Genomic DNA, 22,893 nt, shown 5'->3' with positions numbered 1-22,893 from the left:
CCCGCTGACCCCTTACCAACTGGACTCCTCCACCATGTTCCGTACCGCCCTGCGCAACGTGCTCGCGCACAAGGCCAGACTGCTGATGACGGTGCTCGCCGTCGTCCTCGGCGTCGCCTTCGTCTCCGGCACCCTCGTCTTCACCGACACCGTCGGCAAGGCGATGTCGAACCAGTCCGCCAAGAGCTTCGAAGGTGTCGCCGTCTCGGTCACCTCCTACGGCCCCTCCCGCAACGACGAGGGGGTCAGGGAGGGCGAGCCGGGCATCAGCCGGCAGACCCTCGACAAGGTCAAGGCGCTCAACGGCGTGGACGCCGCCTCGGGCCGCGTCCACGGCTTCGCCGCCGTGGGCGACCAGGACGGCAAGCTGATCGGCACCGGCTGGTCCAACACCGGCGCCAACTTCGTCCCGCTGAAGGACGGCAAGGACCCCCGCTACGCCTTCACCGAGGGCAGCGGCCCGGCCACCGCCGACCAGATCGCCCTCGACAAGGAGACGGCCAAGCGCGGCAAGTACCAGGTCGGCGACAAGGTCCGGGTGGCCGACAACGGCCCGGCCAGGGAGTACACCCTCGCCGGCATCTTCACCACCGAGGACGGCGCGGTCAACGCGGGCGGCTCGCTCGTCCTGTTCGACACCCCGACCGCCCAGCAGCTCTACCTGAAGCCCGGCTTCTACGACGAGCTCTCGGTCAGCGCCAAGGCCGGCGCCGACGCCGACAAGCTCCTCGCCGAGATCAAGCCCCTCGTCGGCAAGGACGCCAAGGCCCAGACCGGCGCGGCGCTCGCGGCCGAGCAGGCCGAGCAGATCGAGAAGGGCATGAGCAACATGAACCAGATGCTGCTCGTGTTCGCGCTCATCTCCCTCTTCGTCGGTGTCTTCCTGATCTACAACACCTTCACCATGCTGGTCGCCCAGCGCACGAAGGAGCTGGCCCTGCTGCGCGCCATCGGCGCCAACCGCGGCCAGGTCAAGCGCTCGGTCCTGGCCGAGGCCCTGGTCGTCGGCGTGATCTCCGCCGTCATCGGCCTGGTCGCCGGTATCGGCCTCGCCGTCGCGATGCGCTCCGCGATCGGGGCCTTCGGCGCCAAGATCCCGGCCGGTCCGCTGGTCGTCGCCCCCGGCACCATCGCCGCCGCGATCGGCATCGGTGTCTTCGTCACGATGCTCGCCGCCTGGCTGCCCGCCCGCCGCACCGCGAAGATCGCCCCGGTCGCCGCCATGGGCAGCGCCCACCTGCCGGCCTCCGCGAAGTCCCTGGTGCTGCGCAACAGCATCGGCGGCTCGGTCACCCTGCTCGGTCTGGTCGCCATCCTGGGCGGCGCGCTGACCGGCAAGGACGGCAAGATGATGATCGGCGCCGGCGCCTTCTTCACGATGATCGGCATCATCATCCTGCTGCCGGCGCTCTCCCGCCCGGTCATCGCGGCCGTCCGCCCGCTGCTGGAGAAGGTGTTCGGCGTCGCCGGCAAGCTCGCCGCGCAGAACGCGGTCCGCAACCCGCGCCGCACCGCCGTCACCGCCGCCTCCCTCGCCATCGGCCTGACCCTGGTCACCGCCCTGTCCGTGCTCGGCATCACCATGGGCAAGGCCATCGACCGGATGACGACGGACAACCTCAAGGCCGACTACAAGGTCTCCATGGGCGACACCTTCGGCAACCTGGACCCGTCCGTGATCCCGGCCCTGGAGAAGGCCCCGGGCGTCAAGGCGGTCTCCCCGCAGCAGGCCGGCGACTTGCGGATCGGTGAGGGCGAGGACTACCGCTCCGTGTCCGGCGTCAACCCGGCCACCATCGGGCAGCTCCTCAACTTCGACGTGGTCGGCGGGCAGCTCGACAGCCTCGCCAAGGGCGAGGTGGCGGTCGCCGAGAAGACCGCGAAGGACAGCGGCCTGTCGGTCGGCTCCACCCTGAAGGCCACCTTCGACGACAACCAGCAGGCGGACCTCAAGGTCGGCGCGATCTACAAGGACATGGAGGGCATGCTCTCCCCCTACGTGATCGACTACAACATCCTCAACAAGCACACCGAGGAGCCGTACCTGCGCGAGGTCTACGTCAAGATGGACGGCGGCGCCTCCGAGAAGGCCGAGAAGTCCCTCGTCGACGCCCTCGGCAAGAACCCGGCGATCACCTTCGCCAGCCAGCAGGACATCCGCAACGAGATGGGCGGCCTGATCAACACCGCCCTGAACATCATGTACGGCCTGCTCGCCATGGCCCTGATCATCTCGGTCCTCGGCGTCGTCAACACCCTGGCGATGTCCGTGTACGAGCGGACGCAGGAGATCGGCATGCTCCGGGCGATCGGCCTGGACCGCGGCAAGGTCAAGAACATGATCCGCCTGGAAGCCATCGTGATCTCGCTCTTCGGCGCGGTCATCGGTGTCGCCCTCGGCACCTTCATCGCCTGGGCCGTCGGCGAGACCATCAAGGGCTCGATCCCGAACTACGCCCTGGTCATCCCCTTCGATCGGATCGCGATCTTCATGCTGCTGGCCGGCATCGTCGGCGCCCTGGCGGCCATGTGGCCCGCCCGCAGCGCCGCCCGGCTGAACATGCTGACCGCGATCAAGACGGAGTAGCCGACAAGGCGCCACCCCGCCCCCGTACGAAGGCCAAGGGCCCCGCGACCTCTCCCGTCGCGGGGCCCTTCGCCGTTCCCGGGCCCGTTCCCGGGCCCGTGTGCCTAGCCCTGCGCCGCCCAGTCGCGGGCGCGCAGCGGCATCCCGGAGGCCGACCGGTTCCCGGTGCGCACGGCGAGCACCTGGTTGACCCCGAGCCGGTTGTGCTCGAAGCCGAGCGCCGAGGCCGCCATGTACAGCAGCCAGACGCGGGCCCGCCCGGGCGAGGTCAGCCGGACCGCCTCCTCCCAGTGCTCTTCCAGCCGCGCCACCCAGGCCCGCAGGGTGAGCGCGTAGTGCTCGCGCAGCGCCTCCACGTCGCGGACCTCGAAGCCGGCGCGCTCCAGCTCGCCGACGGTGGTGCCGATCGGGGACAGCTCGCCGTCGGGGAAGACGTAGGCGTCTATGAACTCGTCGATGCGGTACGCCTCCTCGTCCGGCTCGGGGCGGCGCGCGATCTGGTGGTTCAGCAGCCGTCCGCCGGGCCGCAGCAGCCCGTACAGGGTGTGGGCGTAGGTGCGGTAGCGCTCGGCGCCGACGTGCTCGGCCATCCCGATGGAGGAGATGGCGTCGTACGGGCCGTCCTGGACGTCCCGGTAGTCCTGCACCCGGATGTCGACCAGGTCGGCCAGGCCCTCTTCGGCGACCCGCTTGCGGGCGTAGGCGGCCTGCTCGCGCGAGAGCGTGATGCCGGTGACCCTGACCCCGTACTCCCGGGCCGCGTGCAGGGCCATGGAGCCCCAGCCGCAGCCGACCTCCAGGAGCCGGTCGCCGGGGCGCAGGGCGAGCTTGCGGCAGACCAGGTCGAGCTTGTCGCGCTGGGCGTCCTCCAGGCTCCCGCCGGGGGTCCAGTAGGCGCAGGAGTACACCATCGAGGGGCCGAGCACGTGTTCGTAGAACTCGTTGCCCACGTCGTAGTGGTGGCTGATGGCCCGGCGGTCGGTGCCCTTGGTGTGCCGGGGTCCTGCGCGCCGGACGGCCTCCTCCGGCGGCGGGGCGGGCGCCGGCCACGGCCGGGCCATACCCACGAGGGAGCGTACGGCGGCCCGCGCGTCGGGGTCGCGCAGCAGGGCGGCGGGTCCGGCGCCCTTGGCGGCCCGGACGGGTTCGGGGTCCCGCTCCCAGAGCAGCCCGCCGACTCGGTCGAGCAGGTCGAACAGGTCGCCCTCGACGGTCAGGTCCCCGGACACCCAGGCGCGGGCCAGGCCCAGTTCGCCCGGCTTCCACAGGATCCGGCGCAGGGCGCGCCGGTGGTTCAGGACCAGGGTGGGACCGCTGGTCGGGCCGGCCTCGCTGCCGTCCCAGGCCCGTATGCGTACGGGCAGGGGGGCGCCCATCAGGGTTTCGGCTAAGGCAGCCAGCCGCGGCGCGGCGTCGTTCATCGTAGGCACCTCCAGAAAGTTCCGACCGGACGGCCTACCCATTTCCGGTGCCGGTCAAGCCTGCGATGCGCATCCGGGTACGCCAAAGGGGCCGCCCGCACCACGGATGGCGGGCGGCCCCTTCGGGTCACGCTGGGTCCTGCTCTGGGTCGTTCTCTTCGTCCGGCCGGCCGGAGCCGGTCAGGAGGCCTTGGCCTTCTGCGCCGGGGCGCTCGCGGCGACCGGAGCGGGGGCCGGCTTGGCGGCCTCGTAGAACTCCTCGCGGGGGGTCTCCAGCGCGCCGAGGGAGACGACCTCGCGCTTGAGGAACATCGCGAGGGTCCAGTCGGCGAAGACGCGGATCTTGCGGTTCCAGGTCGGCATCGCCAGACCGTGGTAGCCGCGGTGCATGTACCAGGCGAGGCGGCCCTTGAACTTGATCTTCATCTTGCCCATGACGACGATCGCCACGCCCTTGTGCAGGCCGAGGCCCGCCACCGCACCCTTGTTGGCGTGCTCGTACTCCTTCTGCGGGAAGCCGCGCATACCGGAGATGACGTTGTCGCCGAGGACCTTGGCCTGGCGCAGCGCGTGCTGGGCGTTCGGCGGGCACCAGGCGTTCTCCACGCCGGCCTTGCGGGCGGCGAGGTCCGGCACCTGGGCGTTGTCGCCGGCGGTCCAGATGTAGTCCGTGCCCGTGACCTGGAGGGTCGGCGCGGCGTCCACGTGGCCGCGCGGGCCGAGCGGCAGGCCGTAGCGGGCCAGGACCGGGTTGGGCTTGACGCCCGCGGTCCACACGAGGGTGTTGGAGTCGACCTCGAGGCCGTTCTTCAGCACCACGTGGCCGTCGACGCAGGAGTCCATGGAGGTCTGCAGGTAGATCTCGATGCCGCGCGACTCGAGGTGCTCCTTGCCCCAGACGCCGAGCTTGGGCCCGACCTCGGGAAGGATCTTGTCGGCCGCGTCGACCAGGATGAAGCGCATGTCCTCGCGCTTGATGCTGGTGTAGTACTTCGCGGCGTCGCGGGCCATGTCCTCGACCTCGCCGATGGTCTCCGCACCGGCGAAGCCGCCGCCGACGAAGACGAAGGTGAGGGCCTTGCGGCGGACGTCCTCGTCCGTCGTGGACTCGGCCTTGTCGAGCTGCTCGAGTACGTGGTTGCGCAGGCCGATGCCCTCTTCGACGCCCTTCATACCGATGCCCTGTTCGGCGAGGCCGGGGATCGGGAAGGTGCGGGAGATGGCGCCGAGCGCGATCACCAGGTAGTCGAAGGGCAGCTCGTACGCCTCGCCGACGAGCGGCGTGACGACGGCGACCTTGCGGTCCTGGTCGATGCTGGTGACGCGGCCGGTGAGAACCTCAGCCTTGGGCAGCACGCGTCGCAGAGGTACGACGACGTGCCGCGGCGAGATGCTGCCTGCGGCCACTTCGGGGAGGAAGGGCTGGTAGGTCATGTACGAGCGCGGGTCGACGACCGTGACGGTCGCCTCGCCGTAGCGCATCTTCTTCATGATGCGCTTGGCCGCGTACAGGCCTACGTACCCACCTCCTACAACGAGGATCCTGGGACGCTCCGTGGTGCTCATGGAAACGAGTATCCAGCACCCCAAGGGGTGACGCTCGTGAGCCCCTTCACAAGGGTCTGGAGACCCTCTGCTACACTCCGCCGCCCACGTGACCGAGGTCATGGCGCGAGGGGGGAACCAGGGTGTAACGGGAGTCGTTGAACACCCGTCCTGAACTGGGCTCCGACCCCTTAAGCGGCGTAGACCACCCGGTTCGTGGATACCTACCGCCGGAACCTCGCGACGGCCTCCATTCGCACGAACGCGAGCAAAAAGAAGGCCCGAGGGGCTCTCGAGTCGCCCAAAAGGTCCCTCTGGAGCCCTCACGGGCATCTTTTCCTTGTGAAGAACTTCACGAAGTTCATGTGGAGGACGGGACCTAAGGCCTCCGTAAGGCCCTCCGAAGGCCCCAGAAGGCCCCCGCCCACCCTCCAGTCAGGCATTGAAGCCCTAGAGGGCGCCCTGCTTGAGACCATCGACCAGACCACCGAACGCGGCGTACGAGAGCAGCAGCGCGGGACCGGCCGGGACCTTGCTGTCGCGCACCGCGAGGACGCGCTCACCCGCGTCGACAATGCCGCATTCGACGCACTGGGCCCCCGTGTCGCTCCGCGAGGACTTCCACCAGGCCCGGAGGTCAGCGCCTCCGTGTGGACGACATCGAGGTCCTCGTGATCACCGAACCCCAGGATGGAGAAGCTGCCCAGCTGTCCGACGTGCGGCGGCGCCGCCGACGGCAGCACCTGGACGTTGATGTTGGGACGCTTGCCCATCGCCAGCAGGCGGCCGAGCTGCTCTCGCATCACATCCGGATCCTCGGTCCGCGTCCGCAGGGCGCCCTCGGCGATGACCGCCCAGAGCTTCAACGGCTCCTCCCGGGTGAGGATCGCCTGCCGCGCGAGCCGAACTTCGACCAGCGCGTCCACCTTGGCCTCGGCCGCCTCGGACATGGCCGTCGCCTTGATGATCTCCCTCGCGTACTCCGCCGTATGGAGCAGTCCGGGGATCGCGCCGAGGTGCCACGTCTTGGCGGAGTCCGCCTCGGCCTCCAGCGAGATCAGGTCTTCGTACACCGGGCTCAGGACACCGCGATACGAGTGCCACCATCCCCGCTGCGCGCCTTCTTTCGTCAGCGTCAGCAACGCGGCGCGCAGTTCGCCGTCCACATCGCGCCCGATCCCCTCGTAGAGGTCGAGCAGCTCGGTGATGTCCTGCCCCTTGGCCGCGACCTTGGCGGTCTGCCCTCGCCGTCAGCTGGTCCGTCGACCCCCGCCCGTTCGGCAAGGCCGTACGCGCCGAGCTGGTCTGGCAGGGCAGCACCGGCGCTCCATGACACCCGGCAGGGAACCCGAAGAGCCCGGCCCCTCGCGGGACCGGGCTCCGGAAACGACTGAAATTACTCGGCGTCGGCCGCGAGGGACCAGGCGATCCCGTCCAGGATGTCGTGCTCCGAGACCACGACCTCCGACGCGCCGACGCGTTCCATGATCGCCAGCAGGACCAGGGCGCCCGCTCCGATCACGTCGACGCGGCCCGGGTGCATCACCGGGATCGCCGCGCGCTCGGCGTGCGTCAGCGTCAGCATCCGCTCGCTGATCTCGCGGACCTTCCCGTACGGGATCCGGGAGTGGTGGATCGCCGCCGAGTCGTACTCCGTGAGGCCCAGCGCGATCGCGGCGACCGTGGTCACCGAACCGGCCAGCCCGACCAGGGTGCGCGCCTCGCCCAGCGGGACGCTCTCGGCGGCCAGGTCCAGCGCCGCCTCGATGTCGGCCCGTATGGCAGCGACCTGCGCCCCGGTCGGCGGGTCGGTGACGACCCCGTCCACCATCAGGTGGCGCTCGGTCATCCGGACACAGCCCACGTCGACCGAGCGGGCCGCCTGGACGTGCTCGACCCCGACCACGAACTCCGTCGAGCCGCCGCCGATGTCCACCACCAGGAAGGGGCGCTCCAGGTCGGCGCGGCCCGTCAGCTCCCCGGTGGCGCCGGTGAAGGAGAATTCCGCCTCCTGGTCGCCGGAGATCACCTCGGGCTCGACGCCCAGGATGTCCAGGACGCCCCGGACGAACTCGTCCCGGTTCTCGGCGTCCCGGGAGGCCGAGGTCGCCACGAAGCGCACCCGCTCGGCGCCGAGCTCCTTGATGACCGCCGCGTACTCGCGGCAGGCCGCGAAGGTGCGCTCCAGCGCCTCCGGGGCGAGGCGGCCCGTCTTGTCGACGCCCTGGCCGAGGCGGACGACGATCATCCGCCGGTCCAGTTCCTCGAGCTCGCCCGTGGCGGGGTCGCAGTCCGCGACCAGGAGCCGGATGGAGTTCGTACCGCAGTCGATGCCCGCGACCCGGGTCACGCGTCCGACTCCTTCGTGTCGTCCTTCTTCTCCCCGCACGGGGTGACGCAGGCGCCCTTGGCCCACCACTCGGGCAGCATCGCCAGGGCCTCGTCGCCGAAGGGGTTCACGCCCGGGCCCGCGGCCAGCGAGTGGCCGACGAGTACGTGCAGGCACTTGACCCGGTCCGGCATGCCGCCGGCGCTCGGGAAGCCCTGGAGCACCTCGATGGCGTCGCGGCGGGTGATGTAGTCCTCGTGCGCGGCCCGGTAGGCGTCGGCCAGCTCCGGGTCCACGGCGAGCCGGGCCTGCATCTCCTTCATCACGCCGTTGGCTTCCAGCGTGCCGATCGCACCGGCGGCGCGCGGGCAGGTCAGGTAGTACAGCGTCGGGAAGGGCGTGCCGTCGGGGAGCCGCGGGGCGGTCTCCACCACGTCCGGCTGCCCGCAGGGGCAGCGGTGCGCGATGGCGCGCAGCCCGCGCGGCGGGCGGCCGAGCTGCTGCTCGAACGCCTCGATGTCGGCGTCGGTCGGCTCGGTCCGGTCGGTTTGGGGCGGGGGCGTCTGCATGCCTGGAGGAAGTCTTTTCGTTCTCGTGGATGGGCTCGTCGTCGAGTACGTATTCAATCGGGTACGTCCTCAGTCGCCCGGGCGGTCGGCCTTGTCGACGCCGTCCCAGACGTTGGAGTACCAGGGCCGGTCGGTGGCGGCCTGTCCGCTGCGCCGGTGCTCGGCGGCCTCGGCCCCGGGGTCGTTCATGATGTAGCTGATCTCCCCCGGCCGGACGAAGTGCAGGTGCTTGCGCGCCTGCTGCTCCGCGTACGCGTTGTCCTGCCAGCGGGCCTTCTCGTCGCGCAGCCGTTCCAGCCGCTCCCGCGCGGTGGCGGCGGCCTTCTGCTGCTGCGCGATCTCCGAGCGCTGGGAGACGTACTGGCGCATCGGATAGGCGAGGGCGACGACCAGGGTACAGAGGACGAGGACGAGCAGGGCGGCCCGGCCGGTGAGCCGGCTGCGGCGGACCTGGCGGCGGGACTGGGAGCGGTAGACGTGCGCCGCGGTCCGCTCGCCCAGCTGCTTGAGCCTGGTCGCGGTCGAGAACGTGGCGAACCGGTCCCGGTTCCCGGCCATTGATCCGCCTCCCCTTGTACACGCGCTACGCAATACGTCCCCGCACACGGTACGGGACCGAGTGCGGGGACGTAGGGAGGCTAGCGCCCCCGAAGCCTGTTCAGCCGGTGATCAGCCGGTGATCAGCCCTTGAAGCGCGGGAAGGCGGAGCGGCCCGCGTACACCGCGGCGTCGTCGAGGATCTCCTCGATGCGCAGCAGCTGGTTGTACTTGGCGACGCGGTCCGAGCGGGCCGGGGCGCCGGTCTTGATCTGGCCGCAGTTCACGGCGACCGCGAGGTCGGCGATGGTGACGTCCTCGGTCTCGCCGGAGCGGTGCGACATCATGCACTTGAAGCCGTTGCGCTGGGCCATCTCGACGGCGTCGAGGGTCTCGGTCAGCGAACCGATCTGGTTCACCTTGACGAGCAGGGCGTTGGCCGAGCCCTCTTCGATACCGCGGGCCAGACGCTCCGGGTTGGTGACGAAGAGGTCGTCGCCGACGATCTGGACCTTGGAGCCCAGCTTGTCGGTGAGGACCTTCCAGCCCGCCCAGTCGTCTTCGAACAGCGGGTCCTCGATGGAGACCATCGGGTACGCGGAGACGAGCTCCTCGTAGTACTCGGTCATCTCGGCGGCCGAGCGGGACTGGCCCTCGAACTCGTACTTGCCGTCCTTGTAGAACTCGGACGCGGCGACGTCGAGCGCGAGCGCGATGTCGCGGCCCGGGACGTAGCCGGCCTGCTTGATGGCCTCGACGATGAGGTCGAGCGCGGCGCGGTTCGACTCCAGGTTCGGCGCGAAGCCGCCCTCGTCGCCCAGACCGGTGGAGAGGCCCTTGGTGTGCAGGACCTTCTTGAGGGTGTGGTAGACCTCGGCACCCCAGCGAAGGGCCTCGGAGAAGGACTCCGCGCCGATCGGGGCGATCATGAACTCCTGGATGTCGACGTTGGAGTCGGCGTGCGACCCACCGTTGAGGATGTTCATCATCGGAACGGGCAGCAGGTGCGCGTTCGGACCGCCGAGGTAGCGGAAGAGCGGAAGGTCCGAAGCCTCGGCAGCGGCGTGCGCGACGGCCAGGGAGACACCGAGGATGGCGTTGGCGCCGAGGGAGCCCTTGTTCTCGGTGGCGTCCAGGTCGATCATCGCCTGGTCGATCAGGCGCTGCTCGGTGGCGTCGTAGCCCACGAGCTCCGGGCCGAGCTGCTCGATGACGGCGAGGACGGCCTTCTCGACGCCCTTGCCCATGTAACGGTCGGGGTCACCGTCACGGAGCTCTACGGCTTCGAATGCACCGGTGGAGGCGCCGGACGGGACTGCAGCACGGCCGGTGCTGCCATCGTCGAGGCCCACCTCGACCTCGACCGTGGGGTTGCCTCGGGAGTCCAGGATTTCCCGGGCTACGACGACGTCGATGGACGGCACGAGCATCTCCTTCTGGGATGTGACGCTGAGTGTGCGGTGGCGTGTCAGGCCGTGGGATGGCCTTGCCGCTTAGAGCCTATCCGGCTCCGGGCACTCGGCCGGCCGACTGCCCGGGTCCTGGGACGAAAAAGGGACTGAATGCCCCTCTTACGGGACATACGACTCTGGATAATCGCGGTTTCCGGGCAGGTCCGCGGCCGGAAACCGGCACACAGCACCGCCCGGCGCGAGGGGGGTTGCGCGCCGGGCGGTGGGAGTTCTGCGGGGTGCGGACGGCGGTCCTGCCGCCGTTACCGCGGGGTTCAGCTGAGCTTCAGCTTCTGGCCCGGGAAGATCAGGTCAGCGTCCGAGACGATGTCCTTGTTGAGCTCGAAGAGCTTCTCCCAGCCGCCGGAGAGGTTGTTCGCCGCGGCGATGTCGCCCAGCGTGTCGCCGGACTTGACCTCGTAGGAGCCGTTGCCCGTCTTGGGGGCCTCGGTCTTCGGCGCGGCGGCGGCCGGGCGGTCGGAGCGGGTGACCGGGGCCTCGGCGCGCTTGGTCTCCTTCTTCGGCTCGGCCTTCTTCTCCTGCTTCTTCGGCTCGGCCTTCGGCTTGGGGGTTTCGGTGGCGCCGCCCGTGTAGGACGAGTTCGACAGGCCCACGCCACAGGACGGCCAGGCGCCCTTGCCCTGGCCCTTGAGGACCTTCTCGGCGATGGCTATCTGCTGCGACTTGGAGGCCTGGTTGGCCTGCGCGGCGTACGTCTTGCCGCCGTACGCGGCCCACGTGGAGGACGAGAACTGCAGGCCGCCGTAGTAGCCGTTGCCCGTGTTGATGGACCAGTTGCCACCGGACTCGCACGAGGCGACGCGGTCCCACTCGGAAGCGGTCGCGGCGGACGCGGTGCCGGCGGCCATCAGCGGCGCCGCGACGGCGACACCTGCGACACCGGCGAGCGTGACGATGCGGACGGCCTTGGAACCGCGACGGTGCTTGCCCTTGCCGGAAATCAGCATGGAGTTCTCCTCACCGACGCCTACGAGGTGAGCTGTCGGGTTCGGGCGAGTGAGTGCCCGGCCGAGCGACCTAGCGCTCGGCTTAACCCCTAGCCGGTTCCGTGACCGTCTCTCAACGGCCGGTTCCGGCGCCTACCTTGGTTCCCCCGCTCCTGCCTTCGGCGCTTTACGCGACGTGTGTTCCCTCCGTCCGCCGGCAGGATTCGGCGATGCGGTCGAAGGAGCCCGCGGTGGCGAGCGATTCAGAAGGTAGTCAGGTCTCTCCCCGATGTTCAACGAGGGACATCGGGGAGAAACGGGCCTACTTGCGCTCTTCCCGTCGGCGTTTGCGCAGGTGAGGGCGGGGTTTGCGGAACCCTCCGGACCGGACACGCCAGTTGACCGGAAGAGACACATGTCTCACTTACAGAAAACGGACAATCAACTGTTTCCGGACGGTCTAACTGCCCTTATTGGGCGGTTAGATCCAGGTTCTGACCGGGCTTGATCAGGTCGGCGTCCTCGCCGATGACCAGCTCGTTGGCCTCGTAGAGCGCGTTCCAGCCGCCCTTCACACCCTTGGCGTCCGCGATCGCGGCCAGGCTGTCGCCCGCCTGCACCGTGTACGTCGGGTCCGACGCGGCATCAGATGTGACGGGCGCCTCGACCGCGGCCGGGCCGCGGTGCTTGCCGCTCCCCTCGGTCGCGCCGGCCGCCGGCGCGGCCGGGTCGGCGGGCGCGGCGGGAGCGGCGGGGGCCGACGGGTCGGCAGGCGCGACGGGGGCCGTCGGGTCCGCCGGGGTCACCGGAGCCGTCGGGTCCACGGGCACGGTGGGATCCGTGGGCGCCGTCGGGTCCGTGGAGGGAGGCGTGGGGACCGTCGGGTCCCCCGGGCTCACGGGAGCCGTCGGGTCGCCCGGGAGCCCGGGGGGCGCCGTCGGGAGGTCCGGGTCGGGCATGACGGGCAGTCCGCTGGGCGCCCCGAGCGGGTAGTCGGGCAGCAGGAGGGACGGCGAGGGGGCCGGAGCCGGTATCCCGGGCGTCGGGGCCCCGAAGTCCGTGGAGGGCGTGCCCGTACCGAGGTAGGGCACGGAGTCGTCCGGGCGGGAGGGGGCGGGAGCGGGGGACGCGGCGCTCTTGGGCAGGCCCGGGTCCACCTGGGCGGCGGGCGCCTGCTGCGTCAGTCCGGCCGGCGCCCCGCACAGCGGCCACGCCTGGGGGCCCTGGGAGGCCAGCACCCGCTCGGCCACCGCGATCTGCTGGGAGCGGCTGGCGAGGTCGGGGCGCTGGGCGAAGTCGAGCCCGCCGGCGTTCTTCCACTGCTCCTGGGTGAACTGCAGCCCGCCGTAGGACCCGCTGCCGAAGTTCGCGCTCCATGTGCCGCCGCTCTCGCATTCGGCGACCTTGTCCCACGTGGAGGTCTCGGCCGCGCTCGCGCCGGTGGCGGCGAGCAGCGGCAGAGCCAGCGCGGAGCCGGCGACTCCGGCGGTGACGACAAGTGCGGGCACTTGTCGGGGTCGTCTGTGGCGGCCGTTCCCGGAACGCATGAGGCTGCACCTTTCGCATAACGGCGGGGTAACGGCAGAACCTAGCGGCCTTCGAACGCCTGTCACAAGTTGGGGCCTTAACTGACTTCCGGTCAGCCTGTTTTCAGGTGTTTTGGGGGGTGAAACGGACCGGAAGCGTGCGCAAGCCCCGCATGATGAGCCCGCCGCGCCAGCGCAGCTCCCCGGCCGGCACGGCCAGTTCCAGATCGGGCAGCCGCGTCAGCAGGGTCGCGAGCGCGGTCTGCCCTTCGAGGCGGGCGAGCGGGGCGCCCAGGCAGTAGTGGATGCCGTGCCCGTATCCGAGGTGCTGGTTGTCGGTGCGCGAGAGGTCGAGCGTGTCGGGGTCGGCGAACCGCTCGGGGTCGCGGTCGGCGGCCGCGAGGACCACCAGCACCGGGTCGCCGGCCGCGATGTCCTGGCCGCCCAGGACGAAGGGCTCGGTGGCGAACCGCCAGGTGGCCAGCTCCACGGGGCCGTCGTAGCGGAGCAGCTCCTCCACGCCGGTGGCCAGCAGGTCGCTCTCGCCGGCCGCGAGGGAGAGCTGGAGGCGTTCGCGCTGCTCCGGGTTCATGAAGAGGGAGTGGACCCCGTTGCCGATGAGGTTCACGGTGGTCTCGAATCCGGCGAAGAGCAGGATGAAGGCCATCGCGGTGGCCTCGGCCTCCGTCAGGTGGTCGCCGTGGTCGCTGGCCCGGATCAGATCGGAGATCAGGTCGTCGCCCAGGTCGTCGCGCTTGCGGTGGATGAGCTCGCCGAGGTAGGTCCGCATCTGCTTGACCGACCGCGCCACCCCGCCGCGCGGGCCGCCGCCGTGCCGGATCATCATGCCGGCCCAGTCGCGGAAGTCGTCCTGGTCCTCTCGCGGTACTCCGAGCATCTCGCAGATGGCGTAGATGGGGAGCGGGAAGGCGAACTCGTGGATGAGGTCCGCCTCGCCCTTCTCCGCGAAGCGGTCGATGAGCTGGTCGGTCAGCTCCTGCACCCGCGGGGTGAACTCGGCGACCCGGCGCGGGGTGAACGCCTTCGACACCAGCCGCCGCAGCCGGGTGTGGTCCGGCGGGTCGATGTTGAGCAGATGCGTCATCAGCTCCGCCTTGCGCTCCCCCGGGATCCCGGTCTTGCCCTTGGCGTGCGCCGATCCCGCGTGGTGGGCCGGGTTCTTGCTGAGCCGCTGGTCGGCGAGGGCCTGGCGGGCGTCGGCGTACCGGGTGACCAGCCACGCGTCGACCCCGCTGGGGAGCTTGGTGCGGTGCACGGGCGCGTGCTCGCGCAGCCAGGCGTAGGCCGGGTACGGGTCGGTCGCGAACTCCCAGTCGAACAGGGTCGGCCCCTGGTCGGGAACGGGTCGGGCGCAGGGGTCCGCGGCGGACTCGGCCGGGGGCGGGGCGGGGACTTCGGGGGTCTGCTCGTGCACCCGAAGACCGTATCCCGCCCGTCACCTGCCACCCCATATGGGTGGTTCGTCGCGGCTGTCCGTAGATCAGCCCTGGCTTGACCTCACGTTCCCCGGCATTCCTACTTTCGGTTTTGTGGATGTGAGGATCTTGAAAAGCAGCTTCGCGGTGGTGGAGAGACGGGCCGAGCACGCGGTCAAGTTCTTCTACTCCCACCTCTTCTGGCACAACCCCGGAGTCCGTGAGCTCTTCCCGGCCTCCTTCGAGGACATGGAACGGCAACGGGACCGGCTCTTCGCCGCGCTCACCCATGTGATCGCCCAACTGGAGAACGAGACGCTCCTCCCCTATCTACGCGACCTGGGCCGCGACCACCGCAAGTTCCTGGCGGGCCCCGAGCACTATGCGGCTGTCGGCTCCAGCCTGCTCGCCGCGCTCGCCGAGGCCTCCGGGGAAGCCTGGACCCCGACGGTGGAAAAGGCCTGGTCCGAGGCCTACCAGCTGATCGCCGACGCGATGATGGCCGGCGCCGCCGCCAGCGAGGACCCGCCCTGGTGGGACGCCGAGGTCGTGCGCCACCTGCTGTACGGCGAGGACGTAGGCGTCCTGACCCTGCGTCCGCACGCCCCCTTCCCCCACCTCCCCGGCCAGTACGCGAGCGTGAGCAGCGACCGGGTCCCGACGACCTGGCGCACCTACTCCATCGGGAACGCGCCGCGCCCCGACGGGACGGTCGACCTGCACGTCAGCCGGATCGAGCGCGGCCGCCTCAGCACCTGCCTGGTCCGCGGGACACGGCCGGGGGACATGTTCCGGCTCGGCGCGGCCGGCGGGCAGCTGATCTTCCGGCGCGAGGACCGCCCGGTCAGCTTCATAGCCGCCGGCACCGGCTGGGCTCCGATCCGCGCCATGCTGGAGGACCTGGCGGAGCATCCTCCCGATCAGGACGTACGGCTCTTCGTGGTCGCGCGGGACGCCGCACACCTCTACGACCGCCCGCTCATCGACGAGTACGCGGCGGCCTTCGGCTGGCTGAGCGTCACCTACATCACCCCCGCCCCCGGGCAGCACCGCAACCAGGCCACCGACCGCCTCGCGACCGCGCTCAGCAACCGCGGGCTCTGGCCCGACCAGGACGTCTACCTGAGCGGTCCGCCGCAGTTCATCGAGGAGACCTCGTACCTCCTGGAGGAACTGGGCGCCACCGCCGGCCGGATCTTCTACGACTCCGTACCTGCCAGTGGCAAAGGCCACGGCCACGGAGACCGCCCGACGGGCTTCGGGGAGTGGTTCTTGAACCGGCCCGACCCGCACTGGCACAACCCGGCGGGCCGCGCGCCCCGCCGGTACTAGCCCCGCCAGTACCAGTACGCGAACCGCCGCTGAGGGCTACTCGCCGACGCCCTCGGCCTTACGGATCGCGTCACGGTAGGCCCGGGCCGCCGCGCGTAGTGCGGTCTCGGGGTCGGTTCCCGCCGCCTCGGCGCGCGCCGCCAGCTCCAGCAGTTCGTACCCGACGCCCTCGCCGCGCGGGAGGTCCACGGCCACACCGCCCGTCCGGACCCGTCCGGCGAGCTTGGCCGCGAGCGCGAGACCCGGCTGGCCGAGCGGAATCCCGTCGGTCACCGACTCCCGCTGCTTCTCCACCTGCTTGGTGCGCTGCCAGTGCGCGTTGACGTCCTCCGCGGTCTCCGCCGTGGCGTCGCCGAAGACGTGCGGGTGCCGGTTGATCAGCTTCTCGACGAGTGCTCCGGCCACGTCGTCGATCGAGAACGGCTCGTCCTCTTCTCCCGGGCCGCCCTCCTGCGCGATGCGCGCGTGGAAGACCACCTGGAGCAGGACGTCGCCGAGCTCCTCGCGCAGTTCGTCCCGGTCACCGGTCTCGATGGCCTCGACCAGCTCGTACGCCTCCTCGATCGCGTACTTCACCAGCCCCTCGTGCGTCTGCTTCGAGGTCCAGGGGCATTCGCGGCGGACCCGGTCCATCACCTGGACGAGGTCGAGCAGCCGTGCGCCCGGAAGGTCGTACGAGCCGGGCAGCAGTTCCAGGTCCGGCATGGCGACGCGGCCGGAGCCGGCGAAGCGCGCCAGCCCGTCGGTGAGCCGCCGATCGCCCTCGCCGCTCAGGAGGACCACGACCGTCCGCCCGCCGGCGCACTCCTCGATCAGCGCCTGCGCGTCCGGGGACTCGTGGGAGACGACGACGCCGGCCTCGCGCAGGTACGGCAGCTGTACGTGGCCGGGGTCGGCGCACAGCACCCGGTCCGCGGCGTGCAGGGTCTGCCAGGCGGGCCAGGACAGCACGCCGGGGGCGACCCGGTGGCTGGTGGTCAGCAGGACGATGCGGCCGGTGGGCTCGGAGGGAACGTCGTCAGTCACCCTCCGAACCTACCGCTGCGTGCCCGGCTCAGGCCCCGGCGGGGGGCTGCTCGGGCCGGGTGACCTGGGTGATCCAGGGGGTCTCGGCCTCGCCGAGGGTGACCCGCTGGGGGTCCCAGGCGCCGTAGCGCGGGTTGACCTGGATGCCGAGCTTCCCGGCGGCCTTCGAGGCGGGCTCGGCGAGCTTGCCCTCGCCGTACTTGGCGTTGAGCTTGGTGAAGAGCACCTGGTCCCGGACCCACCGCTCGATCTGGTCGGGGGCCATGGCGGCCTTCTGCAGGACCGCTGCCTCGAAGGCCTCGGCGCCGCCGTTGTTCTGGTCGTAGGCCTGGCGCTCCGTCTCCAGCTCCTTGGTCGTGACGGTGAGCCCGGCGTCCTCGGCCATCCGGTCGAGGATGCGGCTCTGGAGCATCGCGCTGAGCTTGACCCGGTCCAGCTGCGGGACGGAGGCGATCAGCTCGGCGGAGTGTTCGGAACGGTTCTGGGCGCTGCGGACGTCGTTCACCTGGGCCTGGACCGCGGAGGTGGTGATCCGTTCGCCGCCGATCACGGCCGCGGTGCCGGGGCGGGCTTCGCCCGAGCACGCGGACAGCAGAGGGGCCGCCAGGAGCAGGGCGGCGGAGACGGAGAGCGCTGTGCGACGGTGCAAAGGAGCCTCCAGGGCCGGGAGATTGTGCGTCGGTGCACAAGGGCCGTGCGATGATCGATGTTATGCAGTCAGGGTGACCAGAGCCACCGGTTCGACCAACGATTCCGGGGGTGTTGGGGTGCTGTGCTGTTCGTGTCGGCGCCACCCGGCGGCCACCCCGCGGCCGCTCGGCGGTGCCAGGGTCGGCCCACCATGTCGACACCGCACCGCTCCGCGCGCCGCCCGAGTCTGCTCGGCTCGGGGCTCGCCGCCCTGATCACGTCGGTGGCCGTGTGCGCGGGGGACGCCGTTGCCCGCGTCTTCCCGTACGGGCCGCGCCATCGCAGCATCAACGACCTCGGCAACCAGTTCGTGCCCTTCCATGCCCATTTGTGGGACCTGCTGCACGGGCGCGCCGAGGGCGGGCTGCTGCTGAACTGGCAGTCCGGCTACGGGACCAGCTTCCTGCCCGACTTCGGGACGTACCTGGCCAGCCCGTTCGCGGTCTTGGTGGGGCTCTTCCCGCGCCAGGACATAGACCTCGCGGTGTACGTGGTCACCGTGCTCAAGACGGCGGCCGCGGCGGCGGCGATGGCCTGGCTGCTGCGCACCCAGCGGCGCGGCCCGTGGTGGGCGGCGGGGCTGCTCGGGGCCTCGTACGCACTGTGCGGCTGGTCGGTGATCGAGGCCTCCTACAACCCGATGTGGCTGGACGGGCTGATCGCGTTCCCGCTCCTGTGTCTGACGGGTGAGTGGGCGCTGCGCTCGCGCCGTCCGGCGGCGGCCGCGCTGGTGGTGGCCCTCTGCTGGACGGCGAACTTCTACACCGCCTACATGGCGACTCTCGGCGCGATCCTGGTGCTGCTGGTGCGGGTGGTGCTCGACCGGGAGGGAGTGGGAGAGCGGCTACGGGTCCTCGCGCGGGCGGCGGTGGCCACCGGGCTGGGCATCGCCCTGTCCGCGCCGGTCCTCCTCCCCCTCTTCATCAGCTCGAAGCAGGCCTACCCGGGGTGGTTCAAGCCGTTCCGGCCGGTGCCGACCCAGGATCTGCTGGCGCGGCTGCTGCCCGCCACGTACTCCTTCTCCTCCCCCGCCCTCTTCGTCGGCACCGGCACCCTGCTGCTGGTGGCGGCTCTCCCCTTCCACCGGGCCGTCGCGGGGCGGACCCGGCTGTGCTGGGCGGGGCTGGTCGCGGTGGTGCTGTTGTCCTTCCAGTGGGCGCCGACGCACTTGGCCTGGCACCTCTTCGCGACTCCGAACGGGAGCCCGTTCCGGCAGACCTTCGTGCTGGCCGGGATCGTCGTGATCGCCGCCTGGGCCGGTCTGGCGCAGGGCCTGCCCGGGCCGAAGGCGCTGGCGGGCGGTGCGGCGGTGCTGGCGGCCGCGGCACTGGCGGCGCGCGGGAGCACCCTGGCGACGGCGTGGGGCCTCGCGCTCTTCGGCGCCGGCCTGGCCCTGTCCGGCGCGGCCTGGTGGGCACTGCGCCGCCGGCGCCTGGTCCTCCCGGCGGCGGGCGTGCTGACGCTGGTACTGCTCGCGCAGGCGACGGCGACGACCGCCTACGGCGAGAAGGGCAAACTGGCGGGCCTGGACGACTACCCCGCCTGGGGCGCGGCCCACACCGCGCGCTCCGGGGCGCTGACGGGTGCCGGGGGCTGGCCCGCGTACCGCACGGACGCGGGACGGCCCGCGCTGACGGGCAACGACCCGATGCTGCTGGGCGGGGAGGGCGGCGCGTACTACAGCAGCCACACCCCGGACGTGTTCACCCGGACCATGGTGGCGCTCGGCGCGGGCTGGACCTCGCGCGGGCGCAACGTGCAGAGCATCGACAACCCGGTGACGGACGCCGTCTTCGCCGTCGGCGCCCGGCTGCGGGCGGACGGCACGATCGCCCGCGCCGAGATCCCGCCGCTGGTCACGGTCCGCGCGCCGGGACCGGCGCCCCGCTACGGCGCCTCGCCCTTCGCCAACCAGGAACTCCTGCTGGGCGCACGGGTCTACGAGGATCCGCTCTCCCCGGGCGTCTGCCGCGCGGGTACGGAGGCCTTCCTGTGGGCCCCGGAGTTCAACGCCACGGCCCGCCTCGCGGACGGCCCGCCCTTCCGCCTCAACGCCAACCCGCCGCGCAACCGGGCCGCCCTCCAGCCGATGGGCGTCTCGCACGGCCCGTCCTCGGAGCTGGTCTTCGACCAGGCCGCCCCGGCGCACTGGCAGCTGTCCTGCCTGGACCGGCCCCGGCTGGCGGCGGCGGTCGCGGCGCTGCGCGCCTCGGCGGCGGTATCCGTGCGGGTCTCCGCCGCGTCCGTCCGCGCCACCCTCCCGCCGGGCAGCACGGGCACGGCGGTGCTCTCGGTGCCCGCCATCGCGGGCTGGACCTGCGACGGCCGCCCGGCGGCCGGCCACCTGGGCCTGGTGGCGATCCCCCTGGACGGCCACACCACCACCGTCAGCTGCGGCTTCCGTCCTCCGGGCCTGACCCCGGGCCTGGCGGCCGCGGGCGCGGCCCTGCTCGTGCTGCTGGCACTGGCGCTGCGGGCCCTCCCGCGCCGGAACGGGAGGGCCAGGGACACTACTTGATCGGGTTCAGGCAGAGGACGAACTTCTCCTGGTCCCACTGCTGCGCGAGGGCGGCCTCGCCGTTCTGCGCGCAGGCCTCGACGTCGAAGGTGTCGTCGATGACCTTGACCACCTTGAAGTTGGCGTCCTTGTCGCCGCACTCCTTGGTCGACACCTGGGGGTCGTTCTCGCTGCCGGTCACCTGGACGCAGTCGCCGGCCTTGGCGTGCACAGGCGAGTTGAAGAAGTAGGAGATACCGAGCTTCACCACGACGGCGACGACGATCAGCGCCACCACCCTGAGGATCTTCATCCCCATCGCGCCCTTCTTCGCGGGCGCTGCGGGCGCGGCGGGCGCACCGAACTCACCGGGCGTGGCGGGCACGCCGGGTGCAGCGGATTCGGCGTGCGGCGGGACCTGCTGGGGGTCTGCGGAGTGCGACGGAGGCGGGGTGGCCATGGGCTGTCCTCAAAGACGGTCGAGTGTTCGAACGCGTGTACGCTACACGTCTCGATATACCCAAATCGGACTACTGCCCACCGATCTCGATGAGTTGCGCACTCGTGACCCGCCCGCCGGCTTCACGCAGCAGGGCCGCGACTCCGAATGAACGGTGTCGCGGCCCTGTTGCCTTTTCGTGGGATTTCTCAGAGGCCGCTGCCCGGAGTGACGGCCGCTCCGCCCACTCCCACGTAGACGGAGTCGAAGACCGGCCGGTGCTTCTGGTCTGTCAGGCCGGTCTGGCGCGTGTAGTTGTTCGGGTTGGACGGATCGCGGGTGAGCAGCATCGTCGAGCCGCCCCCGTCGAGGTTGATGGCGTCCGTGACCTTGAGCTGCGTGAACACGGCCGTGACCTCCGAGAGGAAGGAGCCGTCGAACGTGGCGAGGGCCTCGGCGCCGTCCTCGGGCTCGTCGCGCGTGCCGGTGATCGTCACGATGACCGTGCGCCCCTGGTCATCGGCTCCCAGTGTCGTGCGCGCGTCCTTGCAGATGATGTCGCTCCCGGTGAGCTCGGCCGCCGGGTCGGCGCCCTCCTTCGTCACGATGCGGGCGCACGAGGTCAGTACCGGCTTGCCGTCCACGTACTTCGTCGTGCCGTCCCCGTTCTTCGCGTAGATGGCGGGAGCCCAGTTCGTGCCGTCGCCCATCAGGCGGGTACCGCCGGAGAGGATGTCCACGGACTCGTCAAGCGGGATGTCGCGGTTGTCGGCGAGGTCGGTCACCTTCTGGTCGATGGTGAGCTTGGCCTTCGTGTCGAACATCCCCTGGAGCCAGGCGGTGGGCTCGGTGCCGATGGCCTGGAGGATCTGCTTGCCCTGGGGGACCAGGTGTCCGCCGCGCGTGGTCCAGTCGGCCGGGCGGGTGAGGGTGCCGTCCGCCTCGACCAGGACCTCGAAGCCTGCCTGGTTGTCCGAGCCGATCTTGGGGTTCATGCCGGGGGTCGGGGTGGGCATCCCGTAGCGGTCGTTGAAGAGGACGATCTCCTGCGGGTCCTGGAAGACGGTCATCTCCTTGCCGTGGGCGTCCGTGTACTCGATCCCGCGGACCCCGTCCACCGCCCCGTCGGCGACACCGTCCTCGTCGTCCCGCGGGCAGGCCAGGGCGCCTCCGGGATTGCGGTTGACGTCGTCGATCGTGTGCGACGCCGAGCCTCCGCCGGACGGTACGACGCTGCTGGTCACGGAGAGCGTCGTCGACAGCCTGGTCACGTACGGAATGCCGTGCTGGAGGACGACCGAGCGCCGGGCCGTCGTGGTCGGGTCGCAGGCCGCGCCCAGCAGGACGCCGTCGCGGGCCGTGACGCCGAAGCTCTGTACGGTTTCGGGCGTGGCCGGCTGCGCGGCGTGCTCACCCTCCCTCATGAAGTAGCTCGCGTTGATCCCGGCCAGCGGGAGCTGGGCGTACTGGTTCAGCTGATCGCGGACTATCTCGCTTTCGCCCGCCTTCTTGCCGTAGGTGCTCTCGATCCTCACCGCGCTGATGGCCGGGTCGATGCGCATCACGTTCAGCTCGCGCGGCTTGCCCGCGCGCAGCGGGCCGGGGGACGTCTCCTTGTAGCGGAAGAGGTCCACTCCCGGGTCCAATTGCTGGTGCTGGGCGTCCAGCGGCGTCCAGCCCGTGATGGCGGGGGCGTTCACGGCGGCCGAGACGCTGGACGCGCCCGGGTTGACGAGCAGCAGTACCGAGGTCAGGGCGGTGCCGGCGGCGAGTGCTCCGCGGCGGCGCCCGGTGGTCGTGAGGGTCACGAGCAGTCCGCCTTGTCGCGCAGCTTGTGGGAAACGAAAGTGTCGGCGTAGGCGCCGGCGACGGTGGTGGAGTCACCGGGCAGGACGCGGAACGGCTTGTCCGCTGCCGTGATCGCCGAGGACGCCTTGTCGTAGAAGCAGGCCGACTTCTCGGTGCGGTTGTAGACCGACTCGATCTTCTTGGCCCAGTAGTCCGGGTGGTAGGCGTTGTAGTCGATCTGGGTCTGGAACATCGCGCCGCGACCGCTGGGCTGCTGGAAGAAGCAGAGGTTGCCGTCTTCGCAGCGCTCGTAGCCGGTGAAGCAGTGGCCCTGGGACTTCGCGAGCTTGTGGGAGGACAGCTTGCCTCCGAGGTTGCCGGCCAGGGTGGCGAGGTTGCCCTGGGTGGGGGCCTTCGAGGTCTTGGGCGCAATCGCCTTGACCTGGCCCCCGTAGCGGGTCTCCACGTACATGCAGGCCCAGTAGGAGGAGTTGTTCGAGACCGACTCGGCTTGGTCGTTCCAGGTCTCGTACGACTCGGACTCGCTGTTCTTGGCCAGGTCGAAGGCGTGCACGGAGTCGCCCTCGTCGTTGGTGCCGTTGGGCCCGCTGTAGAGGCAGAGGTTGTCGGTCGGGCAGGCTTCGTAGCCGGCGGCACTCGCGGGGAGCGCCATGAGCACTCCCCCGAGGAGCGCCAGGACGCCCGTGATCAGGGCGCCTCGCAGGATGGTGGTCTTCACAAGATCAGAATCGCACATCCGTACCCAGCTGGAC

The 22,893-nt window shown here is 70.8% G+C and carries 18 protein-coding genes, 1 pseudogene and 1 riboswitch; of the genes and pseudogenes, 3 read left to right on the top strand and 16 right to left on the bottom strand.

The window, feature by feature from the left end:
• The first annotated feature begins 34 nt into the window (after window positions 1–34).
• The gene (locus J7F03_RS39250) at window positions 35–2,587 is read left to right on the top strand and encodes an ABC transporter permease (protein WP_214957999.1); all 2,553 of its coding nucleotides are present in this window, start codon (window positions 35–37) and stop codon (window positions 2,585–2,587) included.
• Between the two features lie 104 nt (window positions 2,588–2,691).
• Here J7F03_RS39250 and J7F03_RS39245 read toward each other — a convergent pair whose 3' ends face one another.
• From J7F03_RS39245 to J7F03_RS39195, 11 genes and pseudogenes are all read right to left on the bottom strand, one after another.
• The gene (locus tag J7F03_RS39245; protein WP_214957998.1) at window positions 2,692–4,008 is read right to left on the bottom strand and encodes a cyclopropane-fatty-acyl-phospholipid synthase family protein; all 1,317 of its coding nucleotides are present in this window, start codon (window positions 4,006–4,008) and stop codon (window positions 2,692–2,694) included.
• A 180-nt stretch (window positions 4,009–4,188) separates the two neighbouring features.
• Window positions 4,189–5,574 (bottom strand): NAD(P)/FAD-dependent oxidoreductase, encoded by a 1,386-nt coding sequence (locus tag J7F03_RS39240; RefSeq protein ID WP_214957997.1) that lies wholly within the window; start codon window positions 5,572–5,574, stop codon window positions 4,189–4,191.
• 429 nt (window positions 5,575–6,003) lie between these two features.
• Window positions 6,004–6,129: a DUF397 domain-containing protein gene (locus J7F03_RS39235; RefSeq protein ID WP_374104455.1), complete on the bottom strand. Its 126-nt coding sequence runs from the start codon at window positions 6,127–6,129 to the stop codon at window positions 6,004–6,006.
• Window positions 6,130–6,194: 65 nt separating this feature from the next.
• A pseudogene (locus tag J7F03_RS39230) lies at window positions 6,195–6,626 on the bottom strand (DUF5753 domain-containing protein); the annotation flags it as partial.
• Between the two features lie 323 nt (window positions 6,627–6,949).
• Complete coding sequence (locus J7F03_RS39225; RefSeq protein WP_214957996.1) at window positions 6,950–7,903, bottom strand: Ppx/GppA phosphatase family protein; 954 nt, start codon at window positions 7,901–7,903, stop codon at window positions 6,950–6,952.
• A complete protein-coding gene (locus tag J7F03_RS39220) occupies window positions 7,900–8,451 on the bottom strand; it encodes a DUF501 domain-containing protein (RefSeq protein ID WP_214957995.1) in 552 nt (183 codons plus the stop codon). The genes J7F03_RS39225 and J7F03_RS39220 overlap by 4 nt, the downstream gene beginning before the upstream one ends.
• Before the next feature lie 69 nt (window positions 8,452–8,520).
• Window positions 8,521–9,009, bottom strand: a complete 489-nt coding sequence (locus tag J7F03_RS39215; protein WP_214957994.1) for a septum formation initiator family protein — start codon at window positions 9,007–9,009, stop codon at window positions 8,521–8,523.
• 122 nt (window positions 9,010–9,131) lie between these two features.
• Window positions 9,132–10,418, bottom strand: coding sequence for a phosphopyruvate hydratase (gene eno / locus J7F03_RS39210; protein ID WP_214957993.1), 1,287 nt, complete (start codon window positions 10,416–10,418; stop codon window positions 9,132–9,134).
• Window positions 10,419–10,714: 296 nt separating this feature from the next.
• On the bottom strand, window positions 10,715–11,407 hold the full coding sequence (locus J7F03_RS39205) for a transglycosylase family protein (RefSeq protein ID WP_214957992.1): 693 nt from the start codon (window positions 11,405–11,407) through the stop codon (window positions 10,715–10,717).
• Between the two features lie 2 nt (window positions 11,408–11,409).
• Window positions 11,410–11,581: riboswitch (cyclic di-AMP (ydaO/yuaA leader) on the bottom strand.
• A 275-nt stretch (window positions 11,582–11,856) separates the two neighbouring features.
• Window positions 11,857–12,894 carry a transglycosylase family protein gene (locus J7F03_RS39200; RefSeq protein WP_308380147.1) on the bottom strand — a complete coding sequence of 346 codons (1,038 nt, stop codon included), beginning with the start codon at window positions 12,892–12,894 and terminating at the stop codon, window positions 11,857–11,859.
• A 142-nt stretch (window positions 12,895–13,036) separates the two neighbouring features.
• Window positions 13,037–14,347 carry a cytochrome P450 gene (locus J7F03_RS39195; protein ID WP_214957990.1) on the bottom strand — a complete coding sequence of 437 codons (1,311 nt, stop codon included), beginning with the start codon at window positions 14,345–14,347 and terminating at the stop codon, window positions 13,037–13,039.
• A 121-nt stretch (window positions 14,348–14,468) separates the two neighbouring features.
• Between J7F03_RS39195 and J7F03_RS39190 the strand changes: the two genes are divergently transcribed.
• Window positions 14,469–15,680: a globin domain-containing protein gene (locus tag J7F03_RS39190; protein WP_308380148.1), complete on the top strand. Its 1,212-nt coding sequence runs from the start codon at window positions 14,469–14,471 to the stop codon at window positions 15,678–15,680.
• Window positions 15,681–15,716: 36 nt separating this feature from the next.
• Here the strand turns inward: J7F03_RS39190 and J7F03_RS39185 are convergent, their stop codons facing one another.
• Both J7F03_RS39185 and J7F03_RS39180 read right to left on the bottom strand, forming a co-directional pair.
• A complete protein-coding gene (locus J7F03_RS39185; protein ID WP_214957988.1) occupies window positions 15,717–16,706 on the bottom strand; it encodes a nucleoside triphosphate pyrophosphohydrolase in 990 nt (329 codons plus the stop codon).
• A 28-nt stretch (window positions 16,707–16,734) separates the two neighbouring features.
• Window positions 16,735–17,355, bottom strand: a complete 621-nt coding sequence (locus J7F03_RS39180; protein WP_214957987.1) for a SurA N-terminal domain-containing protein — start codon at window positions 17,353–17,355, stop codon at window positions 16,735–16,737.
• Between the two features lie 192 nt (window positions 17,356–17,547).
• Between J7F03_RS39180 and J7F03_RS39175 the strand changes: the two genes are divergently transcribed.
• Window positions 17,548–19,914 (top strand): YfhO family protein, encoded by a 2,367-nt coding sequence (locus tag J7F03_RS39175; RefSeq protein ID WP_214957986.1) that lies wholly within the window; start codon window positions 17,548–17,550, stop codon window positions 19,912–19,914.
• Here J7F03_RS39175 and J7F03_RS39170 read toward each other — a convergent pair.
• From J7F03_RS39170 to J7F03_RS39160, 3 genes are all read right to left on the bottom strand, one after another.
• Complete coding sequence (locus J7F03_RS39170; RefSeq protein WP_251073160.1) at window positions 19,907–20,353, bottom strand: hypothetical protein; 447 nt, start codon at window positions 20,351–20,353, stop codon at window positions 19,907–19,909. The genes J7F03_RS39175 and J7F03_RS39170 overlap by 8 nt on opposite strands.
• 188 nt (window positions 20,354–20,541) lie before the next feature.
• On the bottom strand, window positions 20,542–22,140 hold the full coding sequence (locus tag J7F03_RS42535) for a phosphodiester glycosidase family protein (protein ID WP_214957985.1): 1,599 nt from the start codon (window positions 22,138–22,140) through the stop codon (window positions 20,542–20,544).
• A complete protein-coding gene (locus tag J7F03_RS39160) occupies window positions 22,137–22,859 on the bottom strand; it encodes a peptidase inhibitor family I36 protein (RefSeq protein WP_214957984.1) in 723 nt (240 codons plus the stop codon). The genes J7F03_RS42535 and J7F03_RS39160 overlap by 4 nt, the downstream gene beginning before the upstream one ends.
• Window positions 22,860–22,893: the final 34 nt, after the last annotated feature.

The organism is Streptomyces sp. ISL-43, assembly GCF_018614195.1.
In the GTDB taxonomy this organism is placed as follows: Bacteria; Actinomycetota; Actinomycetes; order Streptomycetales; family Streptomycetaceae; genus Streptomyces.
Note: the sequence above shows the minus strand (reverse complement) of the source record. Positions and strands in the feature narration are given on the sequence as shown.